Annotated in this window: 27 protein-coding genes and 1 tRNA gene; 9 read left to right on the forward strand and 19 right to left on the reverse strand. The window is 66.0% G+C overall.

The genetic code is table 11. The features are described 5' to 3' along the window. Positions 1-13: 13 nt before the first annotated feature. The 8 genes from QFZ47_RS17750 to QFZ47_RS17785 form a co-directional block, all read right to left on the reverse strand. Entirely contained in the window at positions 14-1,033 is a 1,020-nt protein-coding gene (locus QFZ47_RS17750) for an alginate O-acetyltransferase AlgX-related protein (RefSeq protein ID WP_307656870.1), read from the reverse strand. A 6-nt stretch (positions 1,034-1,039) separates the two neighbouring features. Then, complete coding sequence (locus QFZ47_RS17755) at positions 1,040-2,533, reverse strand: MBOAT family O-acyltransferase (protein ID WP_307656871.1); 1,494 nt, start codon at positions 2,531-2,533, stop codon at positions 1,040-1,042. Positions 2,534-2,611: 78 nt separating this feature from the next. Continuing rightward, positions 2,612-3,217, reverse strand: a complete 606-nt coding sequence (coaE, locus tag QFZ47_RS17760; RefSeq protein WP_307656872.1) for a dephospho-CoA kinase — start codon at positions 3,215-3,217, stop codon at positions 2,612-2,614. 10 nt (positions 3,218-3,227) lie between these two features. Beyond that, on the reverse strand, positions 3,228-4,193 hold the full coding sequence (locus QFZ47_RS17765) for a prepilin peptidase (RefSeq protein ID WP_307656873.1): 966 nt from the start codon (positions 4,191-4,193) through the stop codon (positions 3,228-3,230). Beyond that, positions 4,193-5,422, reverse strand: a complete 1,230-nt coding sequence (locus tag QFZ47_RS17770; protein ID WP_307656874.1) for a type II secretion system F family protein — start codon at positions 5,420-5,422, stop codon at positions 4,193-4,195. Before QFZ47_RS17770 ends, QFZ47_RS17765 begins: the two co-directional genes overlap by 1 nt. Before the next feature lie 26 nt (positions 5,423-5,448). After that, complete coding sequence (pilB, locus tag QFZ47_RS17775) at positions 5,449-7,182, reverse strand: type IV-A pilus assembly ATPase PilB (RefSeq protein WP_307656875.1); 1,734 nt, start codon at positions 7,180-7,182, stop codon at positions 5,449-5,451. Between the two features lie 113 nt (positions 7,183-7,295). After that, positions 7,296-7,372, reverse strand: a tRNA-Pro gene (locus QFZ47_RS17780). Between the two features lie 50 nt (positions 7,373-7,422). Then, positions 7,423-8,415, reverse strand: a complete 993-nt coding sequence (locus tag QFZ47_RS17785) for a polyprenyl synthetase family protein (protein ID WP_307656876.1) — start codon at positions 8,413-8,415, stop codon at positions 7,423-7,425. A gap of 190 nt (positions 8,416-8,605) precedes the next feature. Here QFZ47_RS17785 and rplU point away from each other — a divergent pair, with 190 nt between their 5' ends. The 4 genes from rplU (at position 8,606) to proB (ending at position 11,523) form a co-directional block, all read left to right on the forward strand. Continuing rightward, the gene (gene rplU / locus QFZ47_RS17790) at positions 8,606-8,917 is read left to right on the forward strand and encodes a 50S ribosomal protein L21 (RefSeq protein ID WP_015866992.1); all 312 of its coding nucleotides are present in this window, start codon (positions 8,606-8,608) and stop codon (positions 8,915-8,917) included. Positions 8,918-8,929: 12 nt separating this feature from the next. Further along, the gene (gene rpmA, locus QFZ47_RS17795; RefSeq protein ID WP_307656877.1) at positions 8,930-9,190 is read left to right on the forward strand and encodes a 50S ribosomal protein L27; all 261 of its coding nucleotides are present in this window, start codon (positions 8,930-8,932) and stop codon (positions 9,188-9,190) included. A gap of 70 nt (positions 9,191-9,260) precedes the next feature. Beyond that, positions 9,261-10,340, forward strand: a complete 1,080-nt coding sequence (gene cgtA / locus QFZ47_RS17800) for an Obg family GTPase CgtA (RefSeq protein ID WP_307656878.1) — start codon at positions 9,261-9,263, stop codon at positions 10,338-10,340. Positions 10,341-10,383: 43 nt separating this feature from the next. Continuing rightward, positions 10,384-11,523 carry a glutamate 5-kinase gene (proB, locus tag QFZ47_RS17805; RefSeq protein ID WP_307656879.1) on the forward strand — a complete coding sequence of 380 codons (1,140 nt, stop codon included), beginning with the start codon at positions 10,384-10,386 and terminating at the stop codon, positions 11,521-11,523. 61 nt (positions 11,524-11,584) lie between these two features. On the opposite strand, the gene QFZ47_RS17810 is transcribed toward proB, so the two are convergent. Continuing rightward, a complete protein-coding gene (locus QFZ47_RS17810; protein WP_307656880.1) occupies positions 11,585-12,118 on the reverse strand; it encodes a CNP1-like family protein in 534 nt (177 codons plus the stop codon). A gap of 13 nt (positions 12,119-12,131) precedes the next feature. After that, on the reverse strand, positions 12,132-12,800 hold the full coding sequence (locus tag QFZ47_RS17815) for an RNA pyrophosphohydrolase (protein ID WP_307658961.1): 669 nt from the start codon (positions 12,798-12,800) through the stop codon (positions 12,132-12,134). A gap of 145 nt (positions 12,801-12,945) precedes the next feature. Between QFZ47_RS17815 and QFZ47_RS17820 the strand changes: the two genes are divergently transcribed. Beyond that, positions 12,946-14,691, forward strand: a complete 1,746-nt coding sequence (locus QFZ47_RS17820) for a proline--tRNA ligase (protein WP_307656881.1) — start codon at positions 12,946-12,948, stop codon at positions 14,689-14,691. Further along, entirely contained in the window at positions 14,688-15,362 is a 675-nt protein-coding gene (locus tag QFZ47_RS17825; RefSeq protein WP_307656882.1) for a lytic transglycosylase domain-containing protein, read from the forward strand. Before QFZ47_RS17820 ends, QFZ47_RS17825 begins: the two co-directional genes overlap by 4 nt. A gap of 218 nt (positions 15,363-15,580) precedes the next feature. Here QFZ47_RS17825 and paeA read toward each other — a convergent pair whose 3' ends face one another. From paeA to hemA, 6 genes are all read right to left on the reverse strand, one after another. Beyond that, positions 15,581-16,864 carry a polyamine export protein PaeA gene (paeA, locus tag QFZ47_RS17830; RefSeq protein WP_307656883.1) on the reverse strand — a complete coding sequence of 428 codons (1,284 nt, stop codon included), beginning with the start codon at positions 16,862-16,864 and terminating at the stop codon, positions 15,581-15,583. Positions 16,865-16,934: 70 nt separating this feature from the next. Beyond that, positions 16,935-17,435, reverse strand: coding sequence for a cupin domain-containing protein (locus QFZ47_RS17835; RefSeq protein ID WP_307656884.1), 501 nt, complete (start codon positions 17,433-17,435; stop codon positions 16,935-16,937). Positions 17,436-17,449: 14 nt separating this feature from the next. After that, a complete protein-coding gene (grxD, locus tag QFZ47_RS17840) occupies positions 17,450-17,779 on the reverse strand; it encodes a Grx4 family monothiol glutaredoxin (protein WP_307656885.1) in 330 nt (109 codons plus the stop codon). Between the two features lie 29 nt (positions 17,780-17,808). After that, positions 17,809-18,657, reverse strand: coding sequence for a peptide chain release factor N(5)-glutamine methyltransferase (gene prmC, locus QFZ47_RS17845; RefSeq protein ID WP_307656886.1), 849 nt, complete (start codon positions 18,655-18,657; stop codon positions 17,809-17,811). A gap of 2 nt (positions 18,658-18,659) precedes the next feature. Continuing rightward, positions 18,660-19,748, reverse strand: a complete 1,089-nt coding sequence (gene prfA, locus QFZ47_RS17850; RefSeq protein ID WP_307656887.1) for a peptide chain release factor 1 — start codon at positions 19,746-19,748, stop codon at positions 18,660-18,662. A 101-nt stretch (positions 19,749-19,849) separates the two neighbouring features. After that, complete coding sequence (hemA, locus tag QFZ47_RS17855) at positions 19,850-21,121, reverse strand: glutamyl-tRNA reductase (protein WP_307656888.1); 1,272 nt, start codon at positions 21,119-21,121, stop codon at positions 19,850-19,852. A gap of 128 nt (positions 21,122-21,249) precedes the next feature. On the opposite strand from hemA, the gene QFZ47_RS17860 reads away from it, so the two are divergent. Further along, positions 21,250-21,525 carry a hypothetical protein gene (locus QFZ47_RS17860; protein ID WP_307656889.1) on the forward strand — a complete coding sequence of 92 codons (276 nt, stop codon included), beginning with the start codon at positions 21,250-21,252 and terminating at the stop codon, positions 21,523-21,525. A 161-nt stretch (positions 21,526-21,686) separates the two neighbouring features. Continuing rightward, positions 21,687-22,454 (forward strand): Crp/Fnr family transcriptional regulator, encoded by a 768-nt coding sequence (locus QFZ47_RS17865; RefSeq protein WP_307656890.1) that lies wholly within the window; start codon positions 21,687-21,689, stop codon positions 22,452-22,454. Between the two features lie 16 nt (positions 22,455-22,470). On the opposite strand, the gene QFZ47_RS17870 is transcribed toward QFZ47_RS17865, so the two are convergent. From QFZ47_RS17870 to flgA, 3 genes are all read right to left on the reverse strand, one after another. Continuing rightward, complete coding sequence (locus QFZ47_RS17870; protein ID WP_307656891.1) at positions 22,471-22,920, reverse strand: flagella synthesis protein FlgN; 450 nt, start codon at positions 22,918-22,920, stop codon at positions 22,471-22,473. A 5-nt stretch (positions 22,921-22,925) separates the two neighbouring features. After that, a complete protein-coding gene (flgM, locus tag QFZ47_RS17875) occupies positions 22,926-23,222 on the reverse strand; it encodes a flagellar biosynthesis anti-sigma factor FlgM (protein WP_307656892.1) in 297 nt (98 codons plus the stop codon). Positions 23,223-23,304: 82 nt separating this feature from the next. After that, positions 23,305-24,021: a flagellar basal body P-ring formation chaperone FlgA gene (flgA, locus tag QFZ47_RS17880; RefSeq protein WP_307656893.1), complete on the reverse strand. Its 717-nt coding sequence runs from the start codon at positions 24,019-24,021 to the stop codon at positions 23,305-23,307. Positions 24,022-24,184: 163 nt separating this feature from the next. Here flgA and flgB point away from each other — a divergent pair, with 163 nt between their 5' ends. Next, positions 24,185-24,592 carry a flagellar basal body rod protein FlgB gene (gene flgB / locus QFZ47_RS17885; protein WP_307656894.1) on the forward strand — a complete coding sequence of 136 codons (408 nt, stop codon included), beginning with the start codon at positions 24,185-24,187 and terminating at the stop codon, positions 24,590-24,592. Positions 24,593-24,604: the final 12 nt, after the last annotated feature.

Genomic DNA, 24,604 nt, shown 5'->3' on the forward strand with positions numbered 1-24,604 from the left:
CCAAATCATAGCGTCAGGGCGATTTCGATGGAGGCGTCGGCACCACCTCGCGCACGGCCGCGAGCATGCGCTCGCCGAGCTCGAGTTGGCCGTGCATGGACATGTGGGTGTCGTTCGAAAAATAGAAGTCGCGAATCTGCGTGCGTTTCTCGCGCGCGAATGCGTAGAGATCCGGTCCCGGCAGCCCGGACGTGCGGAACCCGGCCTCGAAATCCTTCGAGTAGTCGGGCTTCAGGTACACGGTGGTCTTGTTGGGAATCACCATCCACATGATAGGAAGCTTGCTGTGCGCCTTTGTGAAATTCTTCATCCATTCCAAATGCGCAGGGGTCAGCGGCCCATTGTCGTCATCTTCAGCGAAAAAGGGCATCTTGTCGCACGAGCGGTGGGAGAAGAGCTTGCAACCATCGGGCACCGGGCGCACCCAGGTGTTCCAGTCGAAGTAGATGTCTGTTGCAGACTTTTTCGCTTTCCAGGTGTTGTAGTAGGTCGTGATGCCCGTCATGAACTGCACGTTCCAGTTGGACGCGGGGTTCGGCACGGTCTCGTCCGGCGTGATCAGCGGATGGTCCATGGCGTCGAAGGGCCGGATCATCTTCTGGCACTTCATGCTGTCCTTGGTGCGGTCGCCGAGCAGGCGTTCCACGCTCTCGATGATGATCAGCTTGCCCTTGAACCCGGTGCGCTCGATCCATTGGTCGAAGTCGCCGCAGAGCGCGTTCTCGTACTGGCCCCAGTAGGTGGTCGAGACGCGGTAGCCGGCCTTGACGAGGACCGACTGCCAGCGGAAGGTCATCGAGAAACTGTCGCCGATGACCAGCACGTCGGCCTGGTCGACCGGCGTGCCCTTCAGGTAGGCGGGGTCCACCTTGGGCGGCGGGGCGGTCCAGCCGAATTCGCGCTCGGACAGGCGGCCGATCCGCGTGAGGTCGCCGTAAGGCACGGGGCTGGTGAGCGAAACGATCCACAGCACCATCAGGACGATGTAGCCGATCAGGAAGAACCGCAGCCAGACTTTCGCGGGCGTCGTCATGTCGAATCAGAATTGGAAGTAAAGGAACGGGCTGTAGTTGCCCAGCTTCGAGACGCACCAGGCGAAGAGCGCGAAGGTGCCGATCGCCAGCACGGCCGCGGAGCACCAGGCCATGACGGGCTGGCCGGCCACCGCCTTCGGGTGGGGAATCCAGCGCTCGAGCGTGATCGTCGGAGGCAGTGCCAGGCAGATGACGATGCCCGCGAGCATGGTCTGGAAGAACTCGGGCTTGCGGAACGGAACCGGCCCGAGTTCGCTGAACGCGGAAGGCGGTGCGCCATGCAGGCCGAGCATGCCCTTGTAGATGGCCATGGCCGTGTGCAGGCCGTCGGCGCGGAACACGATCCAGGCCAGCACCACGCACAGGAAGGTCAGGAACCAGCCCAGCACGCGTGCGACCGGACCGGCCGGAATGTTGCGCCGCACCTTGGCGTTCCAGAGGTGGTTGATCATCAGGAACACGCCGTGCAGCGCGCCCCAGATCACGAAGGTCCAGGCGGCCCCGTGCCAGAGGCCGCCGAGCAGCATCGTGAGGAACAGGTTCAGGTAGCGCCGGGCCGGCCCCTTGCGGTTGCCGCCCAGCGGCACGTAGAGGTAGTCGCGCAGGAAGTTCGACAGCGAGATGTGCCAGCGCCGCCAGAACTCGATGATGTTGGTCGACTTGTAGGGCGAGCGAAAGTTGAGCGGAAGCTGCACGCCCAGGCACAGCGACAGGCCGACCGCCATGTCCGAGTAGCCCGAGAAGTCGAAATAGATCTGCAGCGTGTAGGCGAGCGCGCCGAACCACGCGGTGTAGAGCGTGGGCTCGATGCCCTTGTGCACGCCGTTGAACATCATGTCGGCGTATTGGCCCACCGGGTCGGCGATCAAGAGCTTCTTGGCCAGGCCGAAGGTGAAGATCGCAATGCCGAGCGCCACCTTGTTGGGGTCGAGCCGGTAGGTGGCCGCATTGGCGAACTGCGGCATCATCTGCGCGTGGTGCAGCACCGGGCCCGCGATCAGGTGCGGAAAGTAGGTGACGAACAGCACGTAGTGGATGAAGCTGCGCTCATGCACCTTGCCCTGCCAGCAGTCGACCAGGAAGGCGATCTGGGTGAAGGTATAGAACGAGATGCCGATCGGCAGCACGATGTGCAGCAGCGGAATCTGCGAGAGGCCCGCCGCGGCCAGCCCGTCGTTCACGTTCGAGACGAAGAAGTTGGCGTACTTGAAGACCGCGAGCACGCCCAGGTTGACCACCAGCGCCAGCACCAGCAGCGATTTGCGCTTGCGGTCGTCCCGGTCCGGCGCGGGCGACAGGCGCAGCCCGAACCAGTAGTTGATGCAGATGGATGCCACCAGCAGCGGCAGCGCCTTGACGCTCCACCAGCCGTAGAAGAACAGCGAGGCCAGGGCAAGAAAGCCTGCGGCGGATCGGGCGTTGCGCTTGCCGATCAGGAAGAACCCGATCAGCACCAGCGGGAAGAAGACAAAAATGAAGGGATACGAATTGAAAAGCATCGCAGGAGGGAAGGGCACTCCGGCGAGCGCCTTTTTTGTCTTGGTCGTTGTGCGGCCGCTCTGGCGGCCAGTCTCGGATTATCGCGTGCCGGGCGGAACCCACCGCTTCCAGAGACTCCGGACCTCTGCACCGAGTTCCTCCAGCAAGAGCGACTCGTTGAAAATGACGGCGTCTGCCGCAGCCCTGCGCAGCCCGCGGGGCGCCTGCTGGGCGATCACCGCCCGCACGGCCTCGGGCGTCCAGCCCGAGCGCGCCACCACGCGCTGCAGCTGCGTTGCCTCTGTGGCATCGACCACCAGCACCCGGTCGACCATGGCTCGCCAGCGGCCGGATTCGACCAGGAGGGGCACGTCGAAAACCACCACCGCCCCGGGCCCGGCGGCCGAGGCCATGCGCTCCGTCTCGGCGCCGATCAGCGGATGCAGGATCGATTCGAGGCGCTTCTTGGCGCTGCTGTCGGCGAACACGAGCTGCCGCATCGCCGCGCGGTCCAGCCCGCCATCCGCGGCGATGACGGTGCGGCCGAAGGCGGCCTCGAGGGCCGGCATCGCGATGCCCGAAGGCTGCGCAATGCGGCGCGCAATGGCATCGGTGTCGACCAGCACGGCGCCTTCGGCGACCAGCAGGGCGGCGACCGTGCTCTTGCCGCTTCCGATGCCGCCCGTCAGGCCGATGCGCCGCATCACGCGCTCCTCAGCGGCCGAATGCGCCGAGCGGAAAGGCGAAGGGAATCCATTGCCGCACGAGCTCCGGGCCCGCCACCAGGCAGACCAGGCCGGCACCGGCAAGGAAGGGACCGAAGGCCATGGGAATGTCCTTGTGCGCCAGCTTCCCGACAAAGCGCAGCGTGAGGCCGATCACGGCGCCCACCAGCGATGAAACGAGGATGATGGCAATGAGGTAGTCGGCCCCCAGCCATGCGCCGAGTGCCGCCAGCAGTTTGAAGTCGCCATATCCCATGCCCTCCTTGCCCGTGGCCAGGCGATAGCCATGGTACACAAGCCACAGGCTCAGGTAGCCGAACACGGCGCCCCAGACCGCCGAGTTCAGCGCGGTGCCGGTCCAGCCCATGGCCGCACCGACGAGCCCGAGCCAGAGCAATGGATAGTTGAGCGCGTCGGGCAGGAACTGGGTGTCGAAATCGATCAGGAACTGGCAGACCAGGAGCGCCGCGAACGCCGCCCAGAGCGCGCCGGTGGGCGTGAGGCCGAAGCGGTAGGCGCAGAGCGCGAAGAGCGCGCCAGTTACCAGTTCGACCAGCGGATAGCGCGGGCTGATGGGCGTCTTGCAGGCGGCGCAGCGGCCCCGCAGCAGCAGGTAGCTCAGCACCGGAATGTTCTGGTACCAGCGGATCGCGTGGCCGCAGGCGCCGCAGCGCGAGGCCGGCCGGGCGAGGTCGAACGGCGGCAGCGCCTCGATGGCCAGGGCCGCCTGGTCCGCCGCGGCTTCGAGCCCGGCCGGGTGCTGCGCCTTCGGCCCGAACACGAGCGACCAGAGCGACGGAACGTCCTTGGACGACATCAGGTTGGCCACGGCATCGGCCAGCCAGCCCCGGTACATCATGGCCGGGGTGCGGTAGATCACCACGTTCAGAAAACTGCCGACCAGCAACCCCAGGACGCCGGCGAAAGCGGCGTCGAACTCCTGCGACACCAGCATCAAACGACCTGGCCCAACTTGAAGATGGGCAGGTACATCGAGACCACGATGCCGCCGATGATCACGCCGAGGAACACGATGATGATGGGTTCCATCAGGCTCGAGAGGCCGGCCACCATGTCGTCCACCTCGGACTCGTAGAAGTCGGCGGCCTTGCCCAGCATGTGGTCGATGGAGCCGGACTCCTCGCCGATGGCCGTCATCTGGATCACCATCGAGGGGAACAGGTTGACGTTGGTCATGGCCGTCGTGAGGCTGGTGCCGGTCGAGACTTCCTGCTGGATCTTGGCCGTGGCGTCGCCGTAGACGGTGTTGCCTGAAGCGCCGCCCACCGAGTCGAGCGCCTCGACCAGCGGAACGCCGGCCGCGAACATGGTGGCAAGGGTGCGGGTCCAGCGGGCCACGCACGATTTCTCGATCAGCGTGCCGAAGATCGGCACGCGCAGCAGCGCGCGGTCCATGACCCGCTGCACACGCTCGTTGCGTTTCCAGGCCTGCAGGAAAAAGTAGGTGCCGCCGCCGATCACGCTGAAGATCAGCCACCAGTAGGAGACGAAGAATTCGCTCATCGCCATCACGAACAGCGTGGGTGCGGGCAGGTCGGCGCCGAAGGAGCTGAACACCTGCTTGAAGGCCGGAATCACGAAGATCATGATGATGGCCACCACCACGAACGCGACCACCACCACCGATGTGGGATACATCAGCGCCGACTTGATCTTGGACTTGATCGCCTCGGTCTTCTCCATGTAGGTGGCCAGGCGGTCCAGCAGATCTTCCAGGATACCGGCCGCTTCGCCGGCTTCCACCAGGTTGCAGTAGAGGTGGTCGAAATACTTCGGAAACTTGCGGAAGGCCGCCGAAAGCGAGGTTCCGGTCTCCACATCGCTGCGGATGTCGTTGAGCAACCTTGCAACGCTCGGATTGGCATTGCCGCGGCCCACGATGTCGAACGACTGCAGCAGCGGGACGCCGGCCTTCATCATGGTTGCCAGCTGGCGCGTGAAGATCGCGATGTCCTTGGGCTTGATGGACTTGCCCGAGCGCATGCGGCGCTTCTTGATCTTGGATGCAAGAACGCCCTGTCGCCGCAGGGCGGCCTGCACCTGGTTCTCGCCGGCGGCCCGAAGCTCGCCGCGCACCAGCTTGCCGTTGCGGTCCTTGCCTTCCCACTCGTAGACAAATTCCTTGAGCGTGTTCGAGGTGCGGGTGGATGCCACTGTTGCCATTCGATCTCCGATTTGCGGTGTGTTCGTTATTCGTTGGTGACCGCCACCACTTCTTCGAGTGAGGTGAGTCCTTGCATGACTTTGCGCAGCCCCGACTGCCGCAGCGAGCGCACGCCCTCGGCCTCCGACTGGCGCGCGATATCCAGGGCGCTGCCGTCGCGCAGGATGATGGCCTGGATGGCCTCCGAAATCGGCATCACCTGGTAGATGCCGACCCGGCCCTTGTAGCCGTTGCTGCACGCTGCGCAGCCGACCGGCCGATAGGGCTTCCAGGTACCGTCCAACTGCTCTTCCTTGAAGCCCGCGTCCAGCAGCGCCTGGCGCGGCATGTCGGCCGGTGCGCGGCATACGTGGCAGAGGCGCCGCGCGAGCCGCTGGGCCGTGATCAGGATGACGCTGGAGGCAATGTTGAACGGCGCAATGCCCATGTTGCGCATGCGCGTGAGCGTGGTCGGTGCGTCGTTGGTGTGCAGCGTCGAGAGCACCAGGTGGCCCGTTTGCGCGGCCTTGATCGAGATGTCGGCGGTTTCGAGGTCGCGGATTTCGCCGACCATGATGATGTCGGGATCCTGCCGCAGGAAGGCGCGCAGCGCCGCGGCGAAGGTGAGTCCGGCGCGCTCGTTGACGTTCACCTGGTTCACGCCGGGCAGGTTGATTTCGGAAGGATCTTCCGCCGTGGCGATGTTGACGCCGGGCTGGTTCAGCAGGTTCAGGCAGGTGTAGAGCGAAACCGTCTTGCCCGAACCGGTGGGGCCCGTCACCAGCACCATGCCATAGGGACGGCCGATCGCACGCAGCAGGCGCTCTTTTTCGTCGGCGTCATAGCCCAGGGCGTCGATGCCCAGGCGCGCGCTGCTCGGATCGAGAATACGGATCACGATCTTCTCGCCGAACAGCGTGGGCAGCGTGCTGACGCGGAAGTCGATGACGCGGTCGGGCCCGATCTTGAGCTTCATGCGGCCGTCCTGCGGCACGCGTTTCTCGGAAATGTCGAGCCGTGAAATGACCTTGATCCGCGAGGCCAGCTTGTCCTTGATGAGCGTGGGCGGGCTCGCGATCTCGCGCAGTTCGCCGTCGATGCGAAAGCGCACGCGGTAGTTGTGCTCGTAGGGCTCGAAGTGGATGTCCGAGGCCCGCATGCTGACGCCGTCGAGCAGCATCTTGTGCAGGAAGCGCACGACCGGTGCGTCCTCGACCTCGGCAACCGCCTGTTCGTTGGCGTCGCCCGAGGTGTCGGCCGTGACGTCGTCGAACTCGAACTCGGCGCCGACGATGCTGTTGATGGATTCCGCCGCGGTGACCGCGGCGGCTTCGATCATGCGCGAGAGCTTGTCGTATTCGGCAATGACCCAGTCCACGCCCATCTGGGAGGCGAACTTGATCTTTTCCACGGCCTGCTGGTCCGACGGGTCGGCTGTTGCAACAATGAGACGGTTGTTGCGCTTGCTGAGAACCACGATGCGGTAGGCGTTGCACAGCTTCGGGTCGAGCAGGTCCTTGGGCAGGCGCTGGTGGTCGATGGCGTCCAGGTCCAGCAGCGGGGCGCCAAAGGCGGTGGAAAGCGTGTGGGCCAGGTCGGCGGCCGAGACGGCGCCGCTGCCGGTCAGTTCGGCAATGAAGCTGGTCCGGCCGTTGAGCGACTTCTGATAGATGTCTTCCGCAGCCTTGGCCGGCAGCTTGCCGGCCGAAACCAGGGCGCGCGCAAGGCCCGGGAGGGCAATTTGCGTGTTTTCTTTAGCAGGAAGTTCGGCAGCAGCCATTCAGCGAATTGCAAGAGATGTGAAAAAGTGCTTCACGATCATCGCTGAACGACCCGTCCCTGTAAATCGCTACGCAGCAACAGGCACGGGCATTATTTGTGCCAGCCAAAGGCTGGTCGGGGTGAGAGGATTCGAACCTCCGGCCTCTACGTCCCGAACGTAGCGCTCTACCAGGCTAAGCTACACCCCGATTGGTTGCAAAAAAAAGAGAATTCGTCCTTGCCAACTCTTGTGAGGTGTTCAGGCACGTCGCTCAAGCAACTGAGCCGCCAATTGTAGCAAACCGTCGGCATGCGAATTGGACGGAAAGTCGCGCAGTGCGTGAATCGCGCGCTTTGCCTCGTCGGCCGCGGCGGCGCGCGAGGCTTCCAGGGCGCCGGTGGCGTGGACGATTTCGACGATCTTGCCGAGCTGGGCGGTGTCGCCGGCCTCGATGGCCGCGCGCACCAGCGTGGCCTGGGCGGGACTGCCACGCCGCATGGCGAAGATCAGCGGCAGCGTGGTCTTGCCCTCGCGCAGGTCGTCGCCCACGTTCTTTCCGGTTTCGTGCGCGTCGCCCGCGTAGTCGAGCACGTCGTCGATCACCTGGAACGCCGTGCCCAGCGCCTGGCCGTAGGTGGCGCAGGCTTCCTCGACTTCAGGCGTGGCGCCTGCCAGCACGGCGGCGAGCCGTGTGCTGGCTTCGAAAAGCTTGGCGGTCTTGGAGCGGATCACGCGCAGGTAGGCGGATTCGTCCAGCGTCGCGTCATGCATGTTCATCAGCTGGAGCACTTCGCCTTCTGCGATCACGTTGGTCGCCTCGGCCAGAATTTGCATGATGCGCATGTTGTTTGCATCCAACATCATCTGGAAGGCGCGCGAATAAAGGAAGTCGCCGACCAGCACGCTGGCCGGATTGCCGAACGATTCGTTGGCCGTCGGGCGCCCGCGCCGCAGTGTCGATTCGTCGACCACGTCGTCGTGCAGCAGGGTGGCCGTGTGGATGAACTCCACCACCGCCGCCAGGTTGAAGCGCTGCTCGCCCGTGTAGCCGAGGGCGCCCGACATGAGAAGCAGGAGCGCCGGGCGCAGGCGTTTGCCGCCCGCGGAGATGATGTACTTCGACACCTGGCTGACCAGGGGCACGCCCGTGTCGAGGCGCTGCGCGATCACACGGTCGACTTCGACCATGTCGCCGGCGATCAAATCCAGCACGGTGGCGGTGGGGGAGGTATCGGCGGCGTGAACTGGCAAGGCGTTTGCGCGCGGCGCGTCTGAATGCGAAAGTGACAGCGGCACGAGGCCGGAAGGCGCAGATTATAGGGAGGAGCGCACACCGGCCCGGCGGCCCTTCGGCTCAAACCATGTTAGCGCGTGCAAACCGTGCTAGAATCTAGGGCTCTGCGGAATTCGCCGTGGAGCTCATATTCCCCAAGAGGTTCACATGTACGCGGTCATAAAAACCGGCGGCAAGCAGTATCGCGTTGCTTCCGGCGAAAAAATTAAAGTAGAACAGATTGCTGCGGATGTAGGCCAGGAAATCGTGATCGATCAGGTTCTCGCAGTCGGCAACGGCAGTGAAATCAAGATCGGTACGCCCCTGGTGTCCGGCGCAACGGTGACAGTCACGGTACTGTCGCACGGCAAGCACGACAAGGTCGGCATCTTCAAGATGCGCCGTCGCAAGCACTATCAGAAACGTCAAGGCCATCGCCAGCAGTTCACCGAACTGCAAATCGGCGCGATCGCTGGCTAAGGAGCAGATTCCATGGCACAGAAAAAAGGCGGCGGCTCAACGCGAAACGGGCGCGATTCCAAGCCCAAGATGCTCGGTGTGAAGGCCTTCGGCGGCGAACTGATCAGCGCAGGCTCGATCATCGTGCGCCAGCGCGGCACTCGGTTCCACCCCGGCGTGAACGTCGGCGTGGGCAAGGACCACACGCTGTTTGCACTGGTTGACGGCCATGTGTCGTTCGGTGTGAAGGGCGCGCTGAACAAGCACCTGGTCAACGTGACTCCCGCGGCATAAGCGCAAGTCACTTCGATCAGCTCGAAGCCCCGCTTGGTCGGGGCTTCTTCATTTGTACACTGGATACCCCATGAAGTTCGTCGACGAAGCCTTCATCGACATCGCCGCAGGCGATGGCGGCAACGGCTGCGTGTCGTTCCGTCATGAAAAATACAAGGAATTCGGCGGCCCCAATGGCGGCGACGGCGGCCGCGGCGGCCACGTCTACGCGGTGGCCGATTCCAATCTCAACACCCTGGTCGACTTCCGCTACTCGCGCCGCCACGAGGCCAGGCGCGGCGAGCACGGCATGGGCTCCGACATGTTCGGCGCCGCGGGTGACGACATCCTGCTCAAGATGCCCGTCGGCACCATCATCAGCGACGCCGAGACCGGTGAAGTGCTGTACGAGATGCTGACGGAAGGCGAGGTCGTCACCATTGCCAAGGGTGGCGACGGCGGCTTCGGCAACATGCGCTTCAAGAGCGCCATCAACCGTGCCCCGCGCCAGAAGACCCCGGGCTGGCCCGGCGAGAAGAAGAGCCTCAAGCTCGAACTCAAGGTGCTGGCCGATGTCGGCCTGCTGGGTATGCCGAATGCGGGCAAGTCGACCTTGATCAGCGCCATCTCGAACGCGCGGCCGCGCATCGCCGACTATCCCTTCACCACGCTGCACCCGAACCTCGGTGTCGTGCGCGTCGGCCCGGAGCAGAGCTTCGTGGTGGCCGACCTGCCGGGCCTGATCGAGGGCGCATCCGAAGGCGCGGGCCTCGGCCACCTCTTCCTGCGCCACCTGCAGCGCACGCGGCTGCTGCTGCATGTGATCGACATGGCGCCGTTCGACGACGCCGTCGATCCGGTTGCCCAAGCAAAGGCCATCGTCGGCGAACTGAAGAAGTACGACGCCGCGCTCTACGAAAAGCCGCGCTGGCTGGTGCTGAACAAGCTCGACATGGTGCCCGCGGACGAGCGCGCTGCGCTCGTGAAGGATTTCGTCAAGCGCCTGCGCTTCAAGGGCCCGGTGTTCGAAATCTCCGCGCTCACGCGCGAAGGCTGCGAGCACCTGGTGCAGGCGGTGTACCAGCAGGTCAAGGCGCAGCATGCGGCGGAGCAGGTGCCGGTCGAGGTCGATCCGCGCTTTGTCGAGCTGCCGCCCGATCCATCCTCCTGAATCCCGACTCCCCACGCAGCATTCACGACCGTCGCACCCTTCCATGACCTCGAACTCCGGATCCACTGCCTTGCGGGATGCCCGCCGTATCGTCGTCAAGGTGGGCTCCAGCCTCGTGACCAACGAGGGGCGCGGCCTCGACGAGGCTGCCATCGGCGAATGGTGCCGGCAACTGGCGGTGCTGGTGCGCGACGGGCGCGAGGTGGTCATGGTGTCCAGCGGCGCCATCGCCGAAGGCATGAAGCGCCTGGGCTGGCGCACGCGGCCGCACGAGGTGCACGAACTCCAGGCCGCCGCGGCCGTCGGGCAGATGGGCCTGGCCCAGATGTACGAGACCAAGCTGCGCGAGAACCAGATCGGCAGTGCCCAGGTGCTGCTCACCCATGCCGACCTGGCCGACCGCGAGCGTTATCTCAACGCGCGCTCGACCCTCGTCACGCTGCTCAGGCTGGGCGTGGTGCCGGTCATCAACGAGAACGACACCGTCGTCAACGACGAGATCAAGTTCGGCGACAACGACACGCTGGGCGCGCTGGTGGCCAACCTGGTCGAAGCCGACGCACTGGTCATCCTCACGGACCAGAAAGGCCTCTACACGGCCGACCCGCGCAAGGATCCGGACGCGAAATTCGTGCACGAGGCGGCGGCCGGCGATCCGGCGCTCGAAGCCATGGCGGGCGGGGCGGGCTCCAGCCTCGGCCGCGGCGGCATGATCACCAAGATCCTCGCGGCCAAGCGCGCGGCCGGCTCGGGCGCCTCCACCGTGATCGCCTGGGGGCGCGAGACCGACGCTTTGCTGCGCCTGACGCGCGGCGAATCCATTGGCACGCTGCTGGTGGCGCAGACGGCCAAGCACCAGGCGCGCAAGCGCTGGATGGCGGACCACCTGCAACTGCGCGGTGCGGTCACCGTCGATGCGGGTGCGGCGGCCAAGGTGCGTGCCGAGGGCAAGAGCCTGCTGCCGATCGGCATGACGGGTGTCTCGGGAGAGTTTTCGCGCGGCGACGTGATCGCCGTGCGCGATGCCGACGGGGTCGAACTCGCCCGCGGTCTGGCCAATTATTCGAGCGTCGAGGCCCGGCTGCTGTGCCGCAAGCCCTCGTCGGAATTCGAGCGCTTGCTGGGCTACGTGGCGGAGCCGGAAATGGTCCACCGCGACAACATGGTGCTGATGCGCAGCTGAGGCCGGGTTGGAATGGAAACGGGGCCCTTCAAGGCCCCGTTCGATCGTCTGCCGCCCTGCCTTATTGCAGCTGGCGTGCCGGGTCTCGCATGTTCGTGACCATGTCCTTGACCGAGACGCGGGGCGCATGGCCGCGGCACAGGCCCTGTTGCGCCAGCTGCCTGGCATAGCTCGAGTTCAGGTCGCGGAAGCTCTTCCACTCGGGCCGTTCGACCTTGCTCCAGGCGCCGTTGTTGTATCGCGCGTAGCTCTTCACCTCGTCGGTCGAGCAGCGCACGCCTTCGTAGAAAGCGTTCAGCGCCGCGTCCCCGCCACTGCGGCTGGTCGCGACCACCACGTAGCGCACCACGCCGTCGCCGGTGATCGTGATGGTGGCCGGATCGACGCCGAACTTCAGCGACATGTAGGGCGGCATCGCGATCGGCTCGAGGCGCTTGACGTCGAAGGCTGGCGGCGGCGGGGCTTCGCTTTCCTTCCATTCGGCGTCCGTCTCGTAGCGCTTGGGCGGCGGCGGCATGCCGGCCTGCGCCCAGTCGGGATTGTCCGTGTCGTGTGTGCCCGATGCGCATCCGGCAAGCAGGGCCAGGCATACCACGAGCAGCGCGCTCTCAGTGCTGCGACGGAAAGAAGGGCGCTTTGTTGTGGGGAGGAGAAGGTTCATCGCTCGCGGAATTAATGTCGGGATGCGGGTCGAAACTGCCGCCGGGCGGCAGGTCCAGCCCCGCGGGCGCGCCGCCGTCGGGCGTGTGGCGCTCGAACTCTCGGGCGCGCACATTGCTGCGCAGGAAGCGGTTGCGGAAATCCTGCCGCGGCAGGTAGCGAGCAAGCTCGGTCAGTGCCATCTCGTAGACGCCGCGTTTGAATTCGACGACCACATCGAGCGGCACCCAGTAGTCGTGCCATCGCCAGGCGTCGAATTCGGGGTGGTCGGTCGCGCGCAGGTTCAGATCCCAGTCGTGACCGATCAATTGCAGTAAATACCAGATTTGCTTCTGGCCCTTGTAGTGGCCCCGTGCGTCACGGCGGATGAACCGATCCGGCACCTCGTAGCGCAACCAGTCACGGGTACGGGCCACGATGCGCACGTGCTCCGGATGGAGCCCGACTTCCTCGTGCAGTTCCCGGAACATGGCTTGCTCGGGACTTTCGCCGCGGTCTATGCCGCCTTGCGGAAACTGCCAGGAATGCGTGCGTATGCGTTTGCCCCAGAAAACCTGGTTTCTCTGGTTGAGCAGGATGATGCCGACGTTGGGCCTGAAGCCGTCCCGGTCGAGCATAATCAAACCCCAATTTTTGAACTGAGTCGATTATGCATGCCGGGTTGCACACGGCAAGCGGCCAGTTCGAGGCCCGCGGGTTCCCGGAGGTCTCCCTGCCGGCATCCGTCTTCCCTACGACTTTGAATCCACCAGCGCGATCCCGATGAAAGCTTCCCGATTTTTTGTCTCCACCCTCAAGGAAGCGCCCGCCGACGCCGAGGTCGCGAGCCATCGGCTCATGATGCGCGCGGGCATGATCAAGAAGCTCGGCACGGGCATCTACACCTACATGCCGATGGGGCTGCGCGTGATCCGCAAGGTCGAGGCGATCGTGCGCGAGGAAATGAACCGCGCCGGCGCCGTCGAGCTCGCGATGCCCGTGGTGCAGCCGGCCGAGTTCTGGCAGGAGACCGGCCGCTTCGACAAGATGGGCCCCGAGCTGCTGCGCATCAAGGATCGCCATGACCGCGACTTCGTGGTCCAGCCCACCAGCGAAGAGGTGGTGACCGACATCGCGCGCCAGGAAATCCGCAGCTACAAGCAGCTGCCGAAGAATTTCTACCAGATCCAGACCAAGTTCCGCGACGAGCGCCGTCCGCGCTTCGGCCTGATGCGCGGGCGTGAGTTCATCATGAAGGACGCCTACAGCTTCGACCGCGACCTGGGCGCAGCCAAGGCCAGCTACCAGGTCATGGCCGACGCCTACCGCCGCATCTTCGACCGCTTCGGCCTGCGCTACCGCGCCGTGGCGGCCGACAGCGGCGCCATCGGCGGCGACCTGAGCGAAGAGTTCCAGGTGATTGCGGCCACCGGCGAAGACGCCATCGTCTACTGCCCCGGCAGCGACTACGCGGCCAACATGGAGAAGGCCGAGGCGCTCGCGCCGGCCGGCCCGCGCCCCGCGGCGGCCAAGGCGCTCGAAAAGACCCCGACCCCCGGCAAGGCCACGTGCGCCGATGTGGCCGAACTGCTCGGCGTGCCGCTGTCGACCACGGTCAAGTCGCTGGTGCTGGCCACCGACATCGTCGACGAGGCCGGCAACCCGAAGGGCTCGCAGGTCTGGCTGCTGCTCTTGCGCGGCGACCACGACATGAACGAGATCAAGGTCGGCAAGGTGCCGGGCCTGGACCAGGGCTTCCGCTTTGCAACACTGGCCGAAATCGACGAACACTTCGGCTGCAAGCCCGGCTACCTCGGCCCGCTGAACCTGAAGAAGCCGGTCAAGCTCGTGGCCGACCGCGAAGCGGCGGTGCTGGCCGACTGGATCACCGGCGCCAACGAGATCGACTTCCACATGACCGGCGTCAACTGGGGCCGCGACCTGCCCGAGCCCGAGCTGGTGGCCGACCTGCGCAACGTGGTGGCGGGCGACGCCTCGCCCGACGGCAAGGGCGTGCTCGCCATCGAGCGCGGCATCGAGGTGGGCCACGTGTTCGTGCTCGGCACCAAGTACAGCAAGGACATGAACGCCACCTACCTCGACGAAAGCGGCAAGCCGCAGTTCCTCGAAATGGGCTGCTACGGCATCGGCATCACGCGCCTGCCCGCCGCCGCGATCGAGCAGAACCACGACGAGCGCGGCATCATCTGGCCCGACGCCCTGGCACCGTTCACGGTGGTGGTCTGCCCGATCGGCATGGACCGCAGCCCCGAGGTCAAGGTGGTCGCCGAAGCGCTCTACGAGCAGCTGCTCGCGGCCGGCGTCGACGTGCTGCTGGACGACCGCGGCGAGCGCCCGGGCGCGATGTTCGCCGACTGGGAGCTGATCGGCGTGCCGCACCGCGTGGTCATTTCCGACCGCGGCCTGAAGGAAGGCCAGCTCGAATACCAGCACCGCCGCGACACGGCGGCCACCAAGGTGCCTGCGGCCGGCATCACCGAGTTCATCACCGGCAAGCTCGCGAAATGAGCCTGGAGGGCGGCCTTTCGCGGCGCCGGTGCCTGGGCGTCGCCGTGACTGCGGGCGCCCTGGCCACGCTGTCGCTGCCGCGGGCCGCTCGGGCCGGCGCGCAGATCGAGGAGCCGCTGATCGACTCTGTGCGCACCGCGCTGAGTTCGGCCGTGCACAACAAGGCACCGCCGGTGCCCGAGTTCCCGAACACCGAAGCCCGCCTGAGCTACCTGCGCTGGCTCGGCGAGATGAGCGAACGCCTCAAGAAGAAGATCGCCGACTGGCCCACGCGCAAGGAGTTCCTGCAGACCGTCTGGTACGAAGCCAAGCGCTCGGGGCTCGACGTGAGCCTGATGCTCGGACTGGTCCAGGTCGAGAGCAACTTCCGCAAGTTCGCGGTGTCCAGCGCCGGCGCCCGCGGCTACATGCAGGTCATGCCGTTCTGGACCCGCGTGATCGGCGACAGCGACCCGGCCAAGCTCTTTCACATGCAGACCAACCTGCGCTTCGGCTGCGTGATCCTGCGCCACTACCTCGACCGCGAGAACGGCGACCTGTACATGACCCTCGGCCGCTACAACGGCAGCCGCGGCAAGTCGCCGTACCCGAACGCCGTGTTCGCGAACCAGCGGCTGTGGGCCTACGACGACAAGGCGCGAGAACGCGAGCGGGACCGCTCGGCAGCCTGAATATCTGTTTCAGGAATACCGCGGAACCGGCTTTGCCGGGCCGCTGGTATTGCCCCCGGTAGGGGGAAGGCGAAGCGACACGAAGTGCGCGCAGACTGGGGGCGAGTCAAGTGATACCGCGGAACCGGCTTTGCCGGGCCGCTGGTATTGCCCCCGGTAGGGGGAAGGCGAAGCGACACGAAGTCCGCGCAGACTGGGGGCGAGCCAAGTCTTTCGGGCTAGGTCCTTGTCACCATCACCTGGTCGATACGGTAGCTGTCGACGTCCATCACCTCGAAGGTGTAGCCGCCCCAGCTCACGCTGTCGGTGCGCTTGGGCACCCGCCGCAGCATTACCATCAGGAAGCCCGCCAGCGTTTCGTAGTCGTCCGGATGCGGCATTTCTTCGATGTGCAGTGCGCGCTGCACGTCCTGGATGGGCGTGACGCCGTCGATCAGCCACGAGTTCTCGTCGCGCTTCACGATCTGCTCCTCGTCGGGCGTGGAGACGAGGTCGCCCATCACCGTGCTCATCACGTCGTTGAGCGTGATCACGCCCACCACCATGCTGTATTCGTTGACGATGATCGCGAAGTCTTCGCGCGCCTGCTGGAACTGCTCGAGCACCTCGGTGAGCGAGAGCCGGTCGGGAATGACCAGCGCCTTGTGCAGCGTCAGGCCCTGGTCGATCGCCAGCGGTTGGCCGCTCAGCACGCGCTGGAACATCTCCTTGGCGTCGACATAGCCGAGCACATGGTCGATGTCGCCATCGCACACCGGATAGGCCGAAAAAGGCTCGGCCACGATGCGCGCCCGCAGCACCGACTCCGGGTCGTCGTGCAGGAACCAGGCGATGTTGTCGCGCACCGTCATCACGCTGCTGACCAGCCGCGTGTCGAGTTCGAACACGTTGGCGATCACCTGCTGCTCGCGCACCGCGAGCACGCCCGCGCGCGCGCCGGCTTCGGTCATGGCCAGGATGTCGGCCGAGGTGATCTTGTCGTCGCGCACCAGCGGCATGCCCAGCAGCTTGAAGAGCATGTCGGTGGAGCGCGTGAAGAACCACACCAGCGGCTTGAAGGTGGTGATCAGCACCAGCATCGGCCCGACCATGCGCACCGCGATGCGCTCCGGGTCGCTCATGCCCAGGCGCTTGGGGAACAGGTCGGCAAACACCAGGAACACCGCGATGACGATCACGAACGAGCACAGGAAGGCCACGTTCGCCGAGGCTTCCACGCTCATCCAGTTCTCGAAGAAGCGCGCGAAGTAGGGGCTGAGCGAGCCCTCTCCCACCACGCCGCCGAGGATCGCCACCGCGTTGAGGCCGATCTGCACCACGGTGAAGTAGTGGCCCGGCTGCTCCTGGACCCGCAGCACCTTCTCCGCGCGTGAGTCGCCCTCGTCGGCCATCTGGCGCAGGCGCAGGCGGCGCGAGGCGGCCAGCGTGATTTCGGCGAGGGAGAAGAACGCGCTCATCGCGATCAGCAGAACGATGATGAGCAGGCTTTGGGTGAGAGTCATGGTGGCACGGCGAAGTGCACCATGGTGCCATGACTCGGCAGCACGAAGTGCGCGCAGCCTGGGGGAGAGCCTAGACCCCGCCGTGCGGGTGCGTGGGGTCGACCCAAAGTACCGATTCGGGTTTTTCCACCGGTTCGATGTCGAGGTTCACGGCCACGGCCTCGCCGTCGCTGCGGCACAGCACGCATTCGAGCGTCTCGGTGGCGCTGGCGTTGATTTCCTGGTGCGGCACGTAGGGCGGCACATAGATGAAGTCGCCCGGGCCGGCCTCGGCCGTGAACTCGAGCTTCTCGCCCCAGCGCATGCGGGCTCGGCCGCGCACCACATAGATCACCGATTCGAGGTGCCCGTGGTGGTGGGCACCGGTCTTGGCGTCGGCATGGATGGTGACGGTGCCGGCCCAGAGCTTCTGCGCACCGACGCGCGCGAAATTGATGGCCGCGGCTCGGTTCATGCCGGGGGTCTGGGCGGTGTTGGCGTCGAGCTGGTTGGCCGCGATCACGCGTACGCCGTCGTGCTTCCAGGCCGGCGCGGCCTTGCCCTCGTGGTCATGGCCGTGGTCGTGGCTCATGGCGGGCGCGGAAATCAGGCGGCGCTGCTGCCGCCCAGCACTTGCTGCAGCTCGCCCGACTCGTACATCTCCATCATGATGTCCGAGCCGCCGACGAATTCGCCCTTCACGTAGAGCTGGGGAATGGTGGGCCAGTTGCTGTATTCCTTGATGCCCTGGCGGATGCCGTCGTCTTCGAGCACGTTGACGGTCTTGAGCGTCTTGGTGTCGACGCCGACCGCCTTGAGGATCTGGATGGCGCGGCCGGAGAAGCCGCACATCGGAAAGCTCGCATTCCCCTTCATGAAGAGAACGAGGTCGTTGGACTTGACGAGATCGTCGATGCGTTGCTGGGCGTCGGACATGGGGACTCCTGAAAAGTGGACTGAGGGGATTATTTCACCGTGCGCCAGATCCCGCCGGAGCAGCGCTGGATGCCGGCAAGGTCGTTGCGGCTTTGGACTTGGGCGAAACCGCGCGCCTCGAGCAGCTGGCGCACGGCCATGGCCTGGTCGTGGCCATGTTCGAGCAGCAGCCAGCCGCCATCGGAAAGATGGTCCGGGGCCTGCTGCACGATCTGGCGGATGTCGACCAGCCCGTCGGGCCCGGCCACCAGCGCGGCCAGGGGCTCGTGCCGCAGCGCGGGCAGGTGCGGGTCGTCGGCCGCGATGTAGGGCGGATTGCTGGCGATGACCGCGTAGCCGCTGGCGGCGCCGTCCAGCCAATGGGCCTGGCGGAAACGCACCGGCAGGCCCAGGCGCTGTGCGTTGGCCTCTGCGACGGCCAGCGCATCGGCACTGGCATCGACCGCGTCGACCTCTGCATCGGGGCGCGCATGCTGCAGCGCCAGCGCGATGGCGCCGCTGCCGGTGCCCAGGTCGAGCACGCGCGGGGCATCACGGCCTTCGAGGCATTGCAGCGCCCAGTCGACCAGCGTTTCGGTGTCCGGGCGCGGCACCAGCACCCGTGCGTCCACGCGCAGGCCGAGGCCGTGGAATTCCTTCTCGCCGAGCAGGTAGGCCACCGGCTCGCCCGCCAGCCGGCGCGACAGTTGCGCCGCGAGCGCGGACCATGCCGCATCGGAAATGGCGTCGGTGTCGTGCGCCAGCAGCCATGCGCGGTCGTTCGGCGCGCGGCCCAGCGCATGCAGCAGCAGCAATTGCGCATCGAGCCGGTCGATACCCAGTGCCACGGCCGCGGCCAGCGCCTGGGCCACGGTGGATGGCGTGGTGGTCGCTGCCATGGTCATGCCGGCAGGCTCGATTCCAGCTCGGCCAGCTGCTCGGCCTCGCGCGCGGCGCGCAGCGCGTCCAGCACGTCGCCGAGGTCGCCTTCCATGATGGCCAGCAGCTTGTAGAGCGTGAGGTTGATGCGGTGGTCGGTGAGCCGGCCCTGCGGAAAGTTGTAGGTGCGGATGCGGTCGGAGCGGTCGCCGCTGCCGATCAGGCCCTTGCGCATGGCGGCATCCTTGGCGGCGCGCTCGCTGCGCTCCTTTTCCTGAATGCGGGCCGACAGCACCTGCAGCGCCTTGGCCTTGTTGCGGTGCTGGCTGCGGTCGTCCTGGCACTCGGCGACGATGCCCGTTGGAATGTGCGTGATGCGCACGGCCGAATCGGTCTTGTTGATGTGCTGGCCGCCCGCGCCGCTGGCGCGGTAGGTGTCGATGCGCAGGTCGGCCGGGTTGATCTGCACCGCCACCGTCTCGTCGGGCTCGGCCAGCACGGCCACCGTGCAGGCGCTGGTGTGGATGCGGCCCTGGGTTTCGGTGGCTGGCACGCGCTGCACGCGGTGACCGCCGGATTCGAAGCGCAGGTGGCCGAACACGTCGGTGCCCACGATGCGAAGCACCACTTCCTTGTAGCCGCCGAGCTCGCTCTCGCTTTCGCTCACCACTTCGCAGCGCCAGCCGGCGCGCTCGCAATAGCGCGTGTACATGCGCAGCAGGTCGCCCGCGAACAGCGCCGATTCGTCGCCGCCCGTGCCGGCACGGATTTCGAGAAATGCATTGCGCGCGTCGTCGGGGTCCTTCGGCAGCAGCAGGCGCTGCAGCTCTTCCTCGAGCTGCACGAGTTCGGCTTCTGCGCCCGCGATTTCTTCCCGCGCCATCTCGGCCATGTCGGGGTCGTCGAGCATCTCCGCCGCGCCGGCGATGTCGGCTTCGCGCTGCTTGTAGCGCTCGTAGCGGCCGGCGATCTGCGTGATCTCGGCATGCTCGCGCGAGATGGTGCGGTACTGCGCCATGTCGCCCATGATGTCTTCGCGCGAAAGCAGGAAGTCGAGTTCGCCCAGGCGCTGGACGTAGCGTTCGAGTTGGTGGCGCAGAAAGGTCTTCACGGCGGAAAGGAGCTCGGAAAAATGGGGAAAGGGCGCCGCGGTGCCGCGGCAGGGCGCATGCGGGAGCGCGGCCGGCGGGGCCGGTCCGCTGGCGAGCGTCGCTAACGCTCTTTGCGCAGAAAGAGGCGCGAGATGGCCTGCGCGGTCTGCTCGCGCGATGCGGCGTCGCCCGCATGCAGTTCGGCCATGGCGCCGTGCATCATCTTTTGCGTGAGCCCGCGCGACATCGCTTCGAGCACCGCATCGACCGGCTCGCCCCTGGCCAGCAGCTTGCGCGCGCGTGCCATTTCGGTGGCGCGCCATTCGTCGGCCTGGGCATTGAGCTGCTGGATCAGCGGCACCGAGCCGCGCTGGCCCAGCCAGTGCATGAAGCTCTGCACGCCGGCGTCGATGATGACTTCGGCCTGCGCCACGGCGGCCTGGCGGTTGGCCTGGCCCTGCTGGACCACCTGGGCGAGGTCGTCGACGGTATAGAGATAGATGTCTTCGAGCGCCTTCACTTCGGGCTCGATGTCGCGCGGCACGGCCAGGTCGACCATGAACATCGGGCGGTGCTTGCGGGCCTTGAGCGCGCGTTCGACAGCGCCCAGCCCGATGATTGGCAGCGTGCTGGCGGTGCAGCTCACCACGATGTCGAACTCGGCCAACCGGTTCGGCAGATCGGCCAGCCGCATGGCCTCGCCGCCGAAGCGCGAGGCCAGCTTTTCGCCGCGTTCGAGCGTGCGGTTGGCAATGGCGATGGACTTCGGGTCCCTGGCCGCGAAATGCGTGGCGGCCAGGTCGATCATTTCGCCCGCGCCGACGAACAGCACGCGCGTCTGGTGCAGATCCTCGAAGAGCTGGCCGGCCAGCCGCACGGCCGCCGCCGCCATGCTGATGGAATGCGCGCCGATCTCGGTGGCGGTGCGCACCTCTTTCGCCACCGCGAACGAGCGCTGGAACAGCTGGTTGAGCGTGCTGCCGAGCGCGCCGGCGGTTTCGGCCGCGCGCACGGCGTCCTTCATCTGGCCGAGGATCTGGGCTTCGCCGAGCACCATGGAATCGAGCCCGCTGGCCACGCGGAAGACGTGGCGCGCCGCCTCGTCGTCCTGCAGCGCATAGGCATGCGAGCGCAGCAGCGCCGGCGCGACGCCGCCGCTCTCGGCCAGCCAGCCGACCGTGTGGTCGAGCGCTGCATGCTCGGCGGCGCAGTAGATTTCGGTGCGGTTGCAGGTCGAGATGATCGCGGCTTCGACCTGCGGATGGCGTCCGGTGGCGAATGAGCTGCGCAGGCTCTGCAGCGTGGGAGCCAGCTGATCGAGCGCGAACGCGAAACGACCGCGCAGATCGAGCGGCGCGGTCGTGTGGTTCAACCCGAGGGTCCAGACTGACATATCCACTGATTATAAAATCAGCAGGATTCATGCGGCTGCCGAGGGGCTTGGCCGCAAGCAACTCGAGAACACAAGGGCGCCGCGAGCGCCCTTGCCTTTGTCCGGCGGCCTCATACCCATTCCTACCCATGTCCCTGCTGGATCTTCTCAATCACCTGCTGAACTTCGTGGCGCCGGCGCTGACCGTCGGCTTCCTGTGCGCGCTCATGGGCCGGGTCTTCCGGCGAAAGGCCGGCGCGCCTGCATGGTGGGTCCAAGGCGCGATCAATTCGGGCGTGGGAGCGCTGGTGCTGCTGGGCGGCGTGGTCTTTTGGGGCCGCGACGGCGCGATGGCCACCTACGCGGCGCTTGTGATCGCATGCGGTACAAGCCAATGGCTGGCGTCTGGCGGCTGGCGCAAGTAGATGGATTCCGCCAAGTCATGCGATGATGTTACGTGTCCAGATGTTACTAGCAGTTAACATATGAATCTCATCTGGTAAATATTCACATTTAGAGAGCGGAAAGAGTTGCAGGCAGCCGCTTTGAGCCAATATGCGGCCAGGCAGCCCATGGACGGTACAAGATGTATTTGCATCCTCTTATTGCCAGCGTTCCCCCGGATGAGCGCGCAGCTTTTGTCCAGCGCATCGAACTGCGGTCCTACCGGCGCAACGAAGTCGTGCTGGGTGCGGACGAGTGGTCCGACCGCATCTACTGCGTGGCCACCGGCCTGCTGCGGGTGGTGGTGCAGGGGAGCGAGGACAGCGGCGACGTCACCACCGATTTCATCCGGCAGGACGACTTCTTCCTGAACTCCGCCCTGATCGAGGAGCGCTACCAGGCCGGCGCGACACTGGTTGCGGCATTGCCCACCTCCCTGTATCTGGTGCCCACGGTGGAGTTCCGGTCTTTGTGCGACCGCTACCCGGCCGTGACGATGGGCCTGCTCGACGTGGTGATGAAGCGCACCACGGTGCTGCGCAGGCAGATACGGCAGATTTCATCGGCCTCGTCCGAGCGGCTCATCAGCCGCATCCTGCACGAACTCACGGTCCTGGCCCCGGGCACCGACGGCGGCTACGACAAGCGCATCACCCAGTCGGTCATCGCCTCGTATTCAGGGCTTTCCAGGATGCAGGTCAACAAGACCATGCGGGACCTGGAACGCCGGGGCCTGGTCAGGAGGGACGAGCACGGGGTGTACGTTCCGCCGCACTTCGCGTCGTCGGATTTCCAGGAACTTTCCTCGAGCGAGCCGAACCCTCCCGCCGCGGACTCCGGCGAGGTGAATCCGTCGTTCTTCTCGGAACTGTTCGAGGCGTCGCCCAAGTCGGGCAAGTCCCGCAAGTGAAGCGTCCGGCTTTCTTCTAGTAACCCACCGCCAGCCGCGTTCCCGCAGCGCTGGCGGCCTTGCGGATGCCGTCCGGCCCGTAGAAGGGCTGCGCGCTGGCCTGCAGGTAGTGCAGCGCGTTCTGCGTGAAGTCGAGCTGGCTGTACACCATCGACCCATTGCGGCGGTTGCAGGCCTTGGCCTGCTGTGCAAGCTCGACCAGCGCCGTCCAGGCGGCAAGCGAGGCCTCGCCGTCCGCCGCGGCGGCGGCATTGGCACCCGCGCGTCCGGGCTCGAAACCCCGTGCCACCTGGGCCGATTCGCGCGCCTGGTCGAGTGCCGCCATGCGGTCCAGCAGGCCGGCCTTGCGCCCGGTGAGCGAGGGCAGGTCGGCGAAGAGGCCGTTCTTCATGGCCTGCGCTTCCTGCTCCAGCACCGACAGGAATTCCTCGACACAGGTTTTCTCGGCCAACAGATGAACCAGCATGGCGTTCAGAGCTTTCCGTTTTCGTAGAGCAGTTCGCGCACGCTGGCGAGCAGGCCGCGGGCGATCCGGTCGGGGTGGATTTCGTAGCGCCCGGCCCGGATGTCCTCGCGGATCGAGGCAACGCGCGCCGCATCGAAGTCGGAATTGGGCGCCTCGGGCAGCGAATGCACCTGCGCCGACGAGAGCTGCACCGCGCTCCTGCCGCCCTGGACGGCATCGCTGCCGCTGGCGGGCGAGGACGACGCGCCCTTGTTCGTTCGGGGGAGCGGTGTGGCCGAAGGGGCGAATGGATCGATTTTCAAGATGGTTCCTCAAAGGGCTGCCTGATGTATCGGCAGTTCGGGCCAGAACTTTAGGGCAGTGTGCATCGCCCTGCGAATGCGGCTACTGCGGCAGGCGGATCTGCCCTTCCTCGCCGGCCACGCCGCTGACCATGCGGCCGTCCACGGTCTTGGCCCGCACGGTGGCGCCCGCAGCGGCGCTGGCCATTGCCCGCGCTTCGGTGCTGATGACGTAGCCCGGTCCTTCGGCAAACACCTTGATGGCCTGGCCCTGCTGGATCACGGCCACGCCGCGCATCAGTTCGCGCCTGAGCGGCGCGCCGGACGCAATGCGGTTGGCGGCCACGACGCCCCGCAGTTCGGCTTCGTCGGTCACGACCGAACGCGGCAGCGCCGTGAGATCGCCGTCACGGGCGATGAAGTCGCCTGCGGCCAAAGCCTGGCCGGTATCGATATTGCGCACAGCCACGAAGTAGCGCCCCTCGACCGCCACGTGGGCCAGCACGAAGCGGGTCCAGGGCTTCAGCTCCGAATGGCAGCGCAGGCCGATCGACACCCGACCCCACGCCGCGGCGCCGCGAGGCAGGAACGGTTCGAGCGCATCGCACGCGGGCAGCGGGCCCGATGCCGGGGCCTCGACGCGGATGCTGACCTTACCGGGCAGTCCCGCGGTCTGGGCCTGCAGCAACCTGTCGACCGCGGCGCGCGCATCGCCCGCGAGCGGTGCCGCGGCCACGGACATTGCCGCGGCCAGCCCGGCCGCCAGGGCAGGCAGCACGAGCGTCAGGCGGCGCGGGCGACAAGGGTTTTTTTCCATCATGGGTGCCCGGCAATTCTAGGAAGGCGCACCCGATCCGAAGATTCGAAGTGCACGCCAAATGCCCCTTTGTTCGGGCCATTGCGAACGCAGTGCATGCATAGACTCGCTTTCCATCTGTCGCCATGCCCCGCAAGGGACGCGACGCCTCGAAAGATGGAAACACATGATCGACAAGCTGGATGCGGCGCTTCGCTTCAACCGCGAAGCACTGAACCTTCGGGCGCAGCGCCAGGAAGTGCTGGCGGCCAACATCGCCCACGCCGACACGCCCAACTACAAGGCGCGCGACTTCGATTTCGCGAGCCGCCTGACGCAGGCCGTCGAGCAGGGCCGCGCGCCGCAATCGGTGCAGATGGCCGCCACGTCGCCCCGCCACATCCAGGCCGACGCGCCCTCGTCGATGCCCGAGCGCGACCTGCTGTACCGCGTGCCGAACCAGTCGAGCATCGACGGCAACACGGTGGAGATGGATGCCGAGCGCATCAACTTCGCCGACAACGCGCTGCGCTACGAGGCCAACCTCTCGGTGGTCAGCGCCAAGATCAAGTCGCTGCTCTCCGCGGCGCAATAAGAAGGAGCCGCG

The organism is Variovorax paradoxus (genome assembly GCF_030815975.1).
In the GTDB taxonomy this organism is placed as follows: Bacteria; Pseudomonadota; Gammaproteobacteria; order Burkholderiales; family Burkholderiaceae_C; genus Variovorax; species Variovorax paradoxus_N.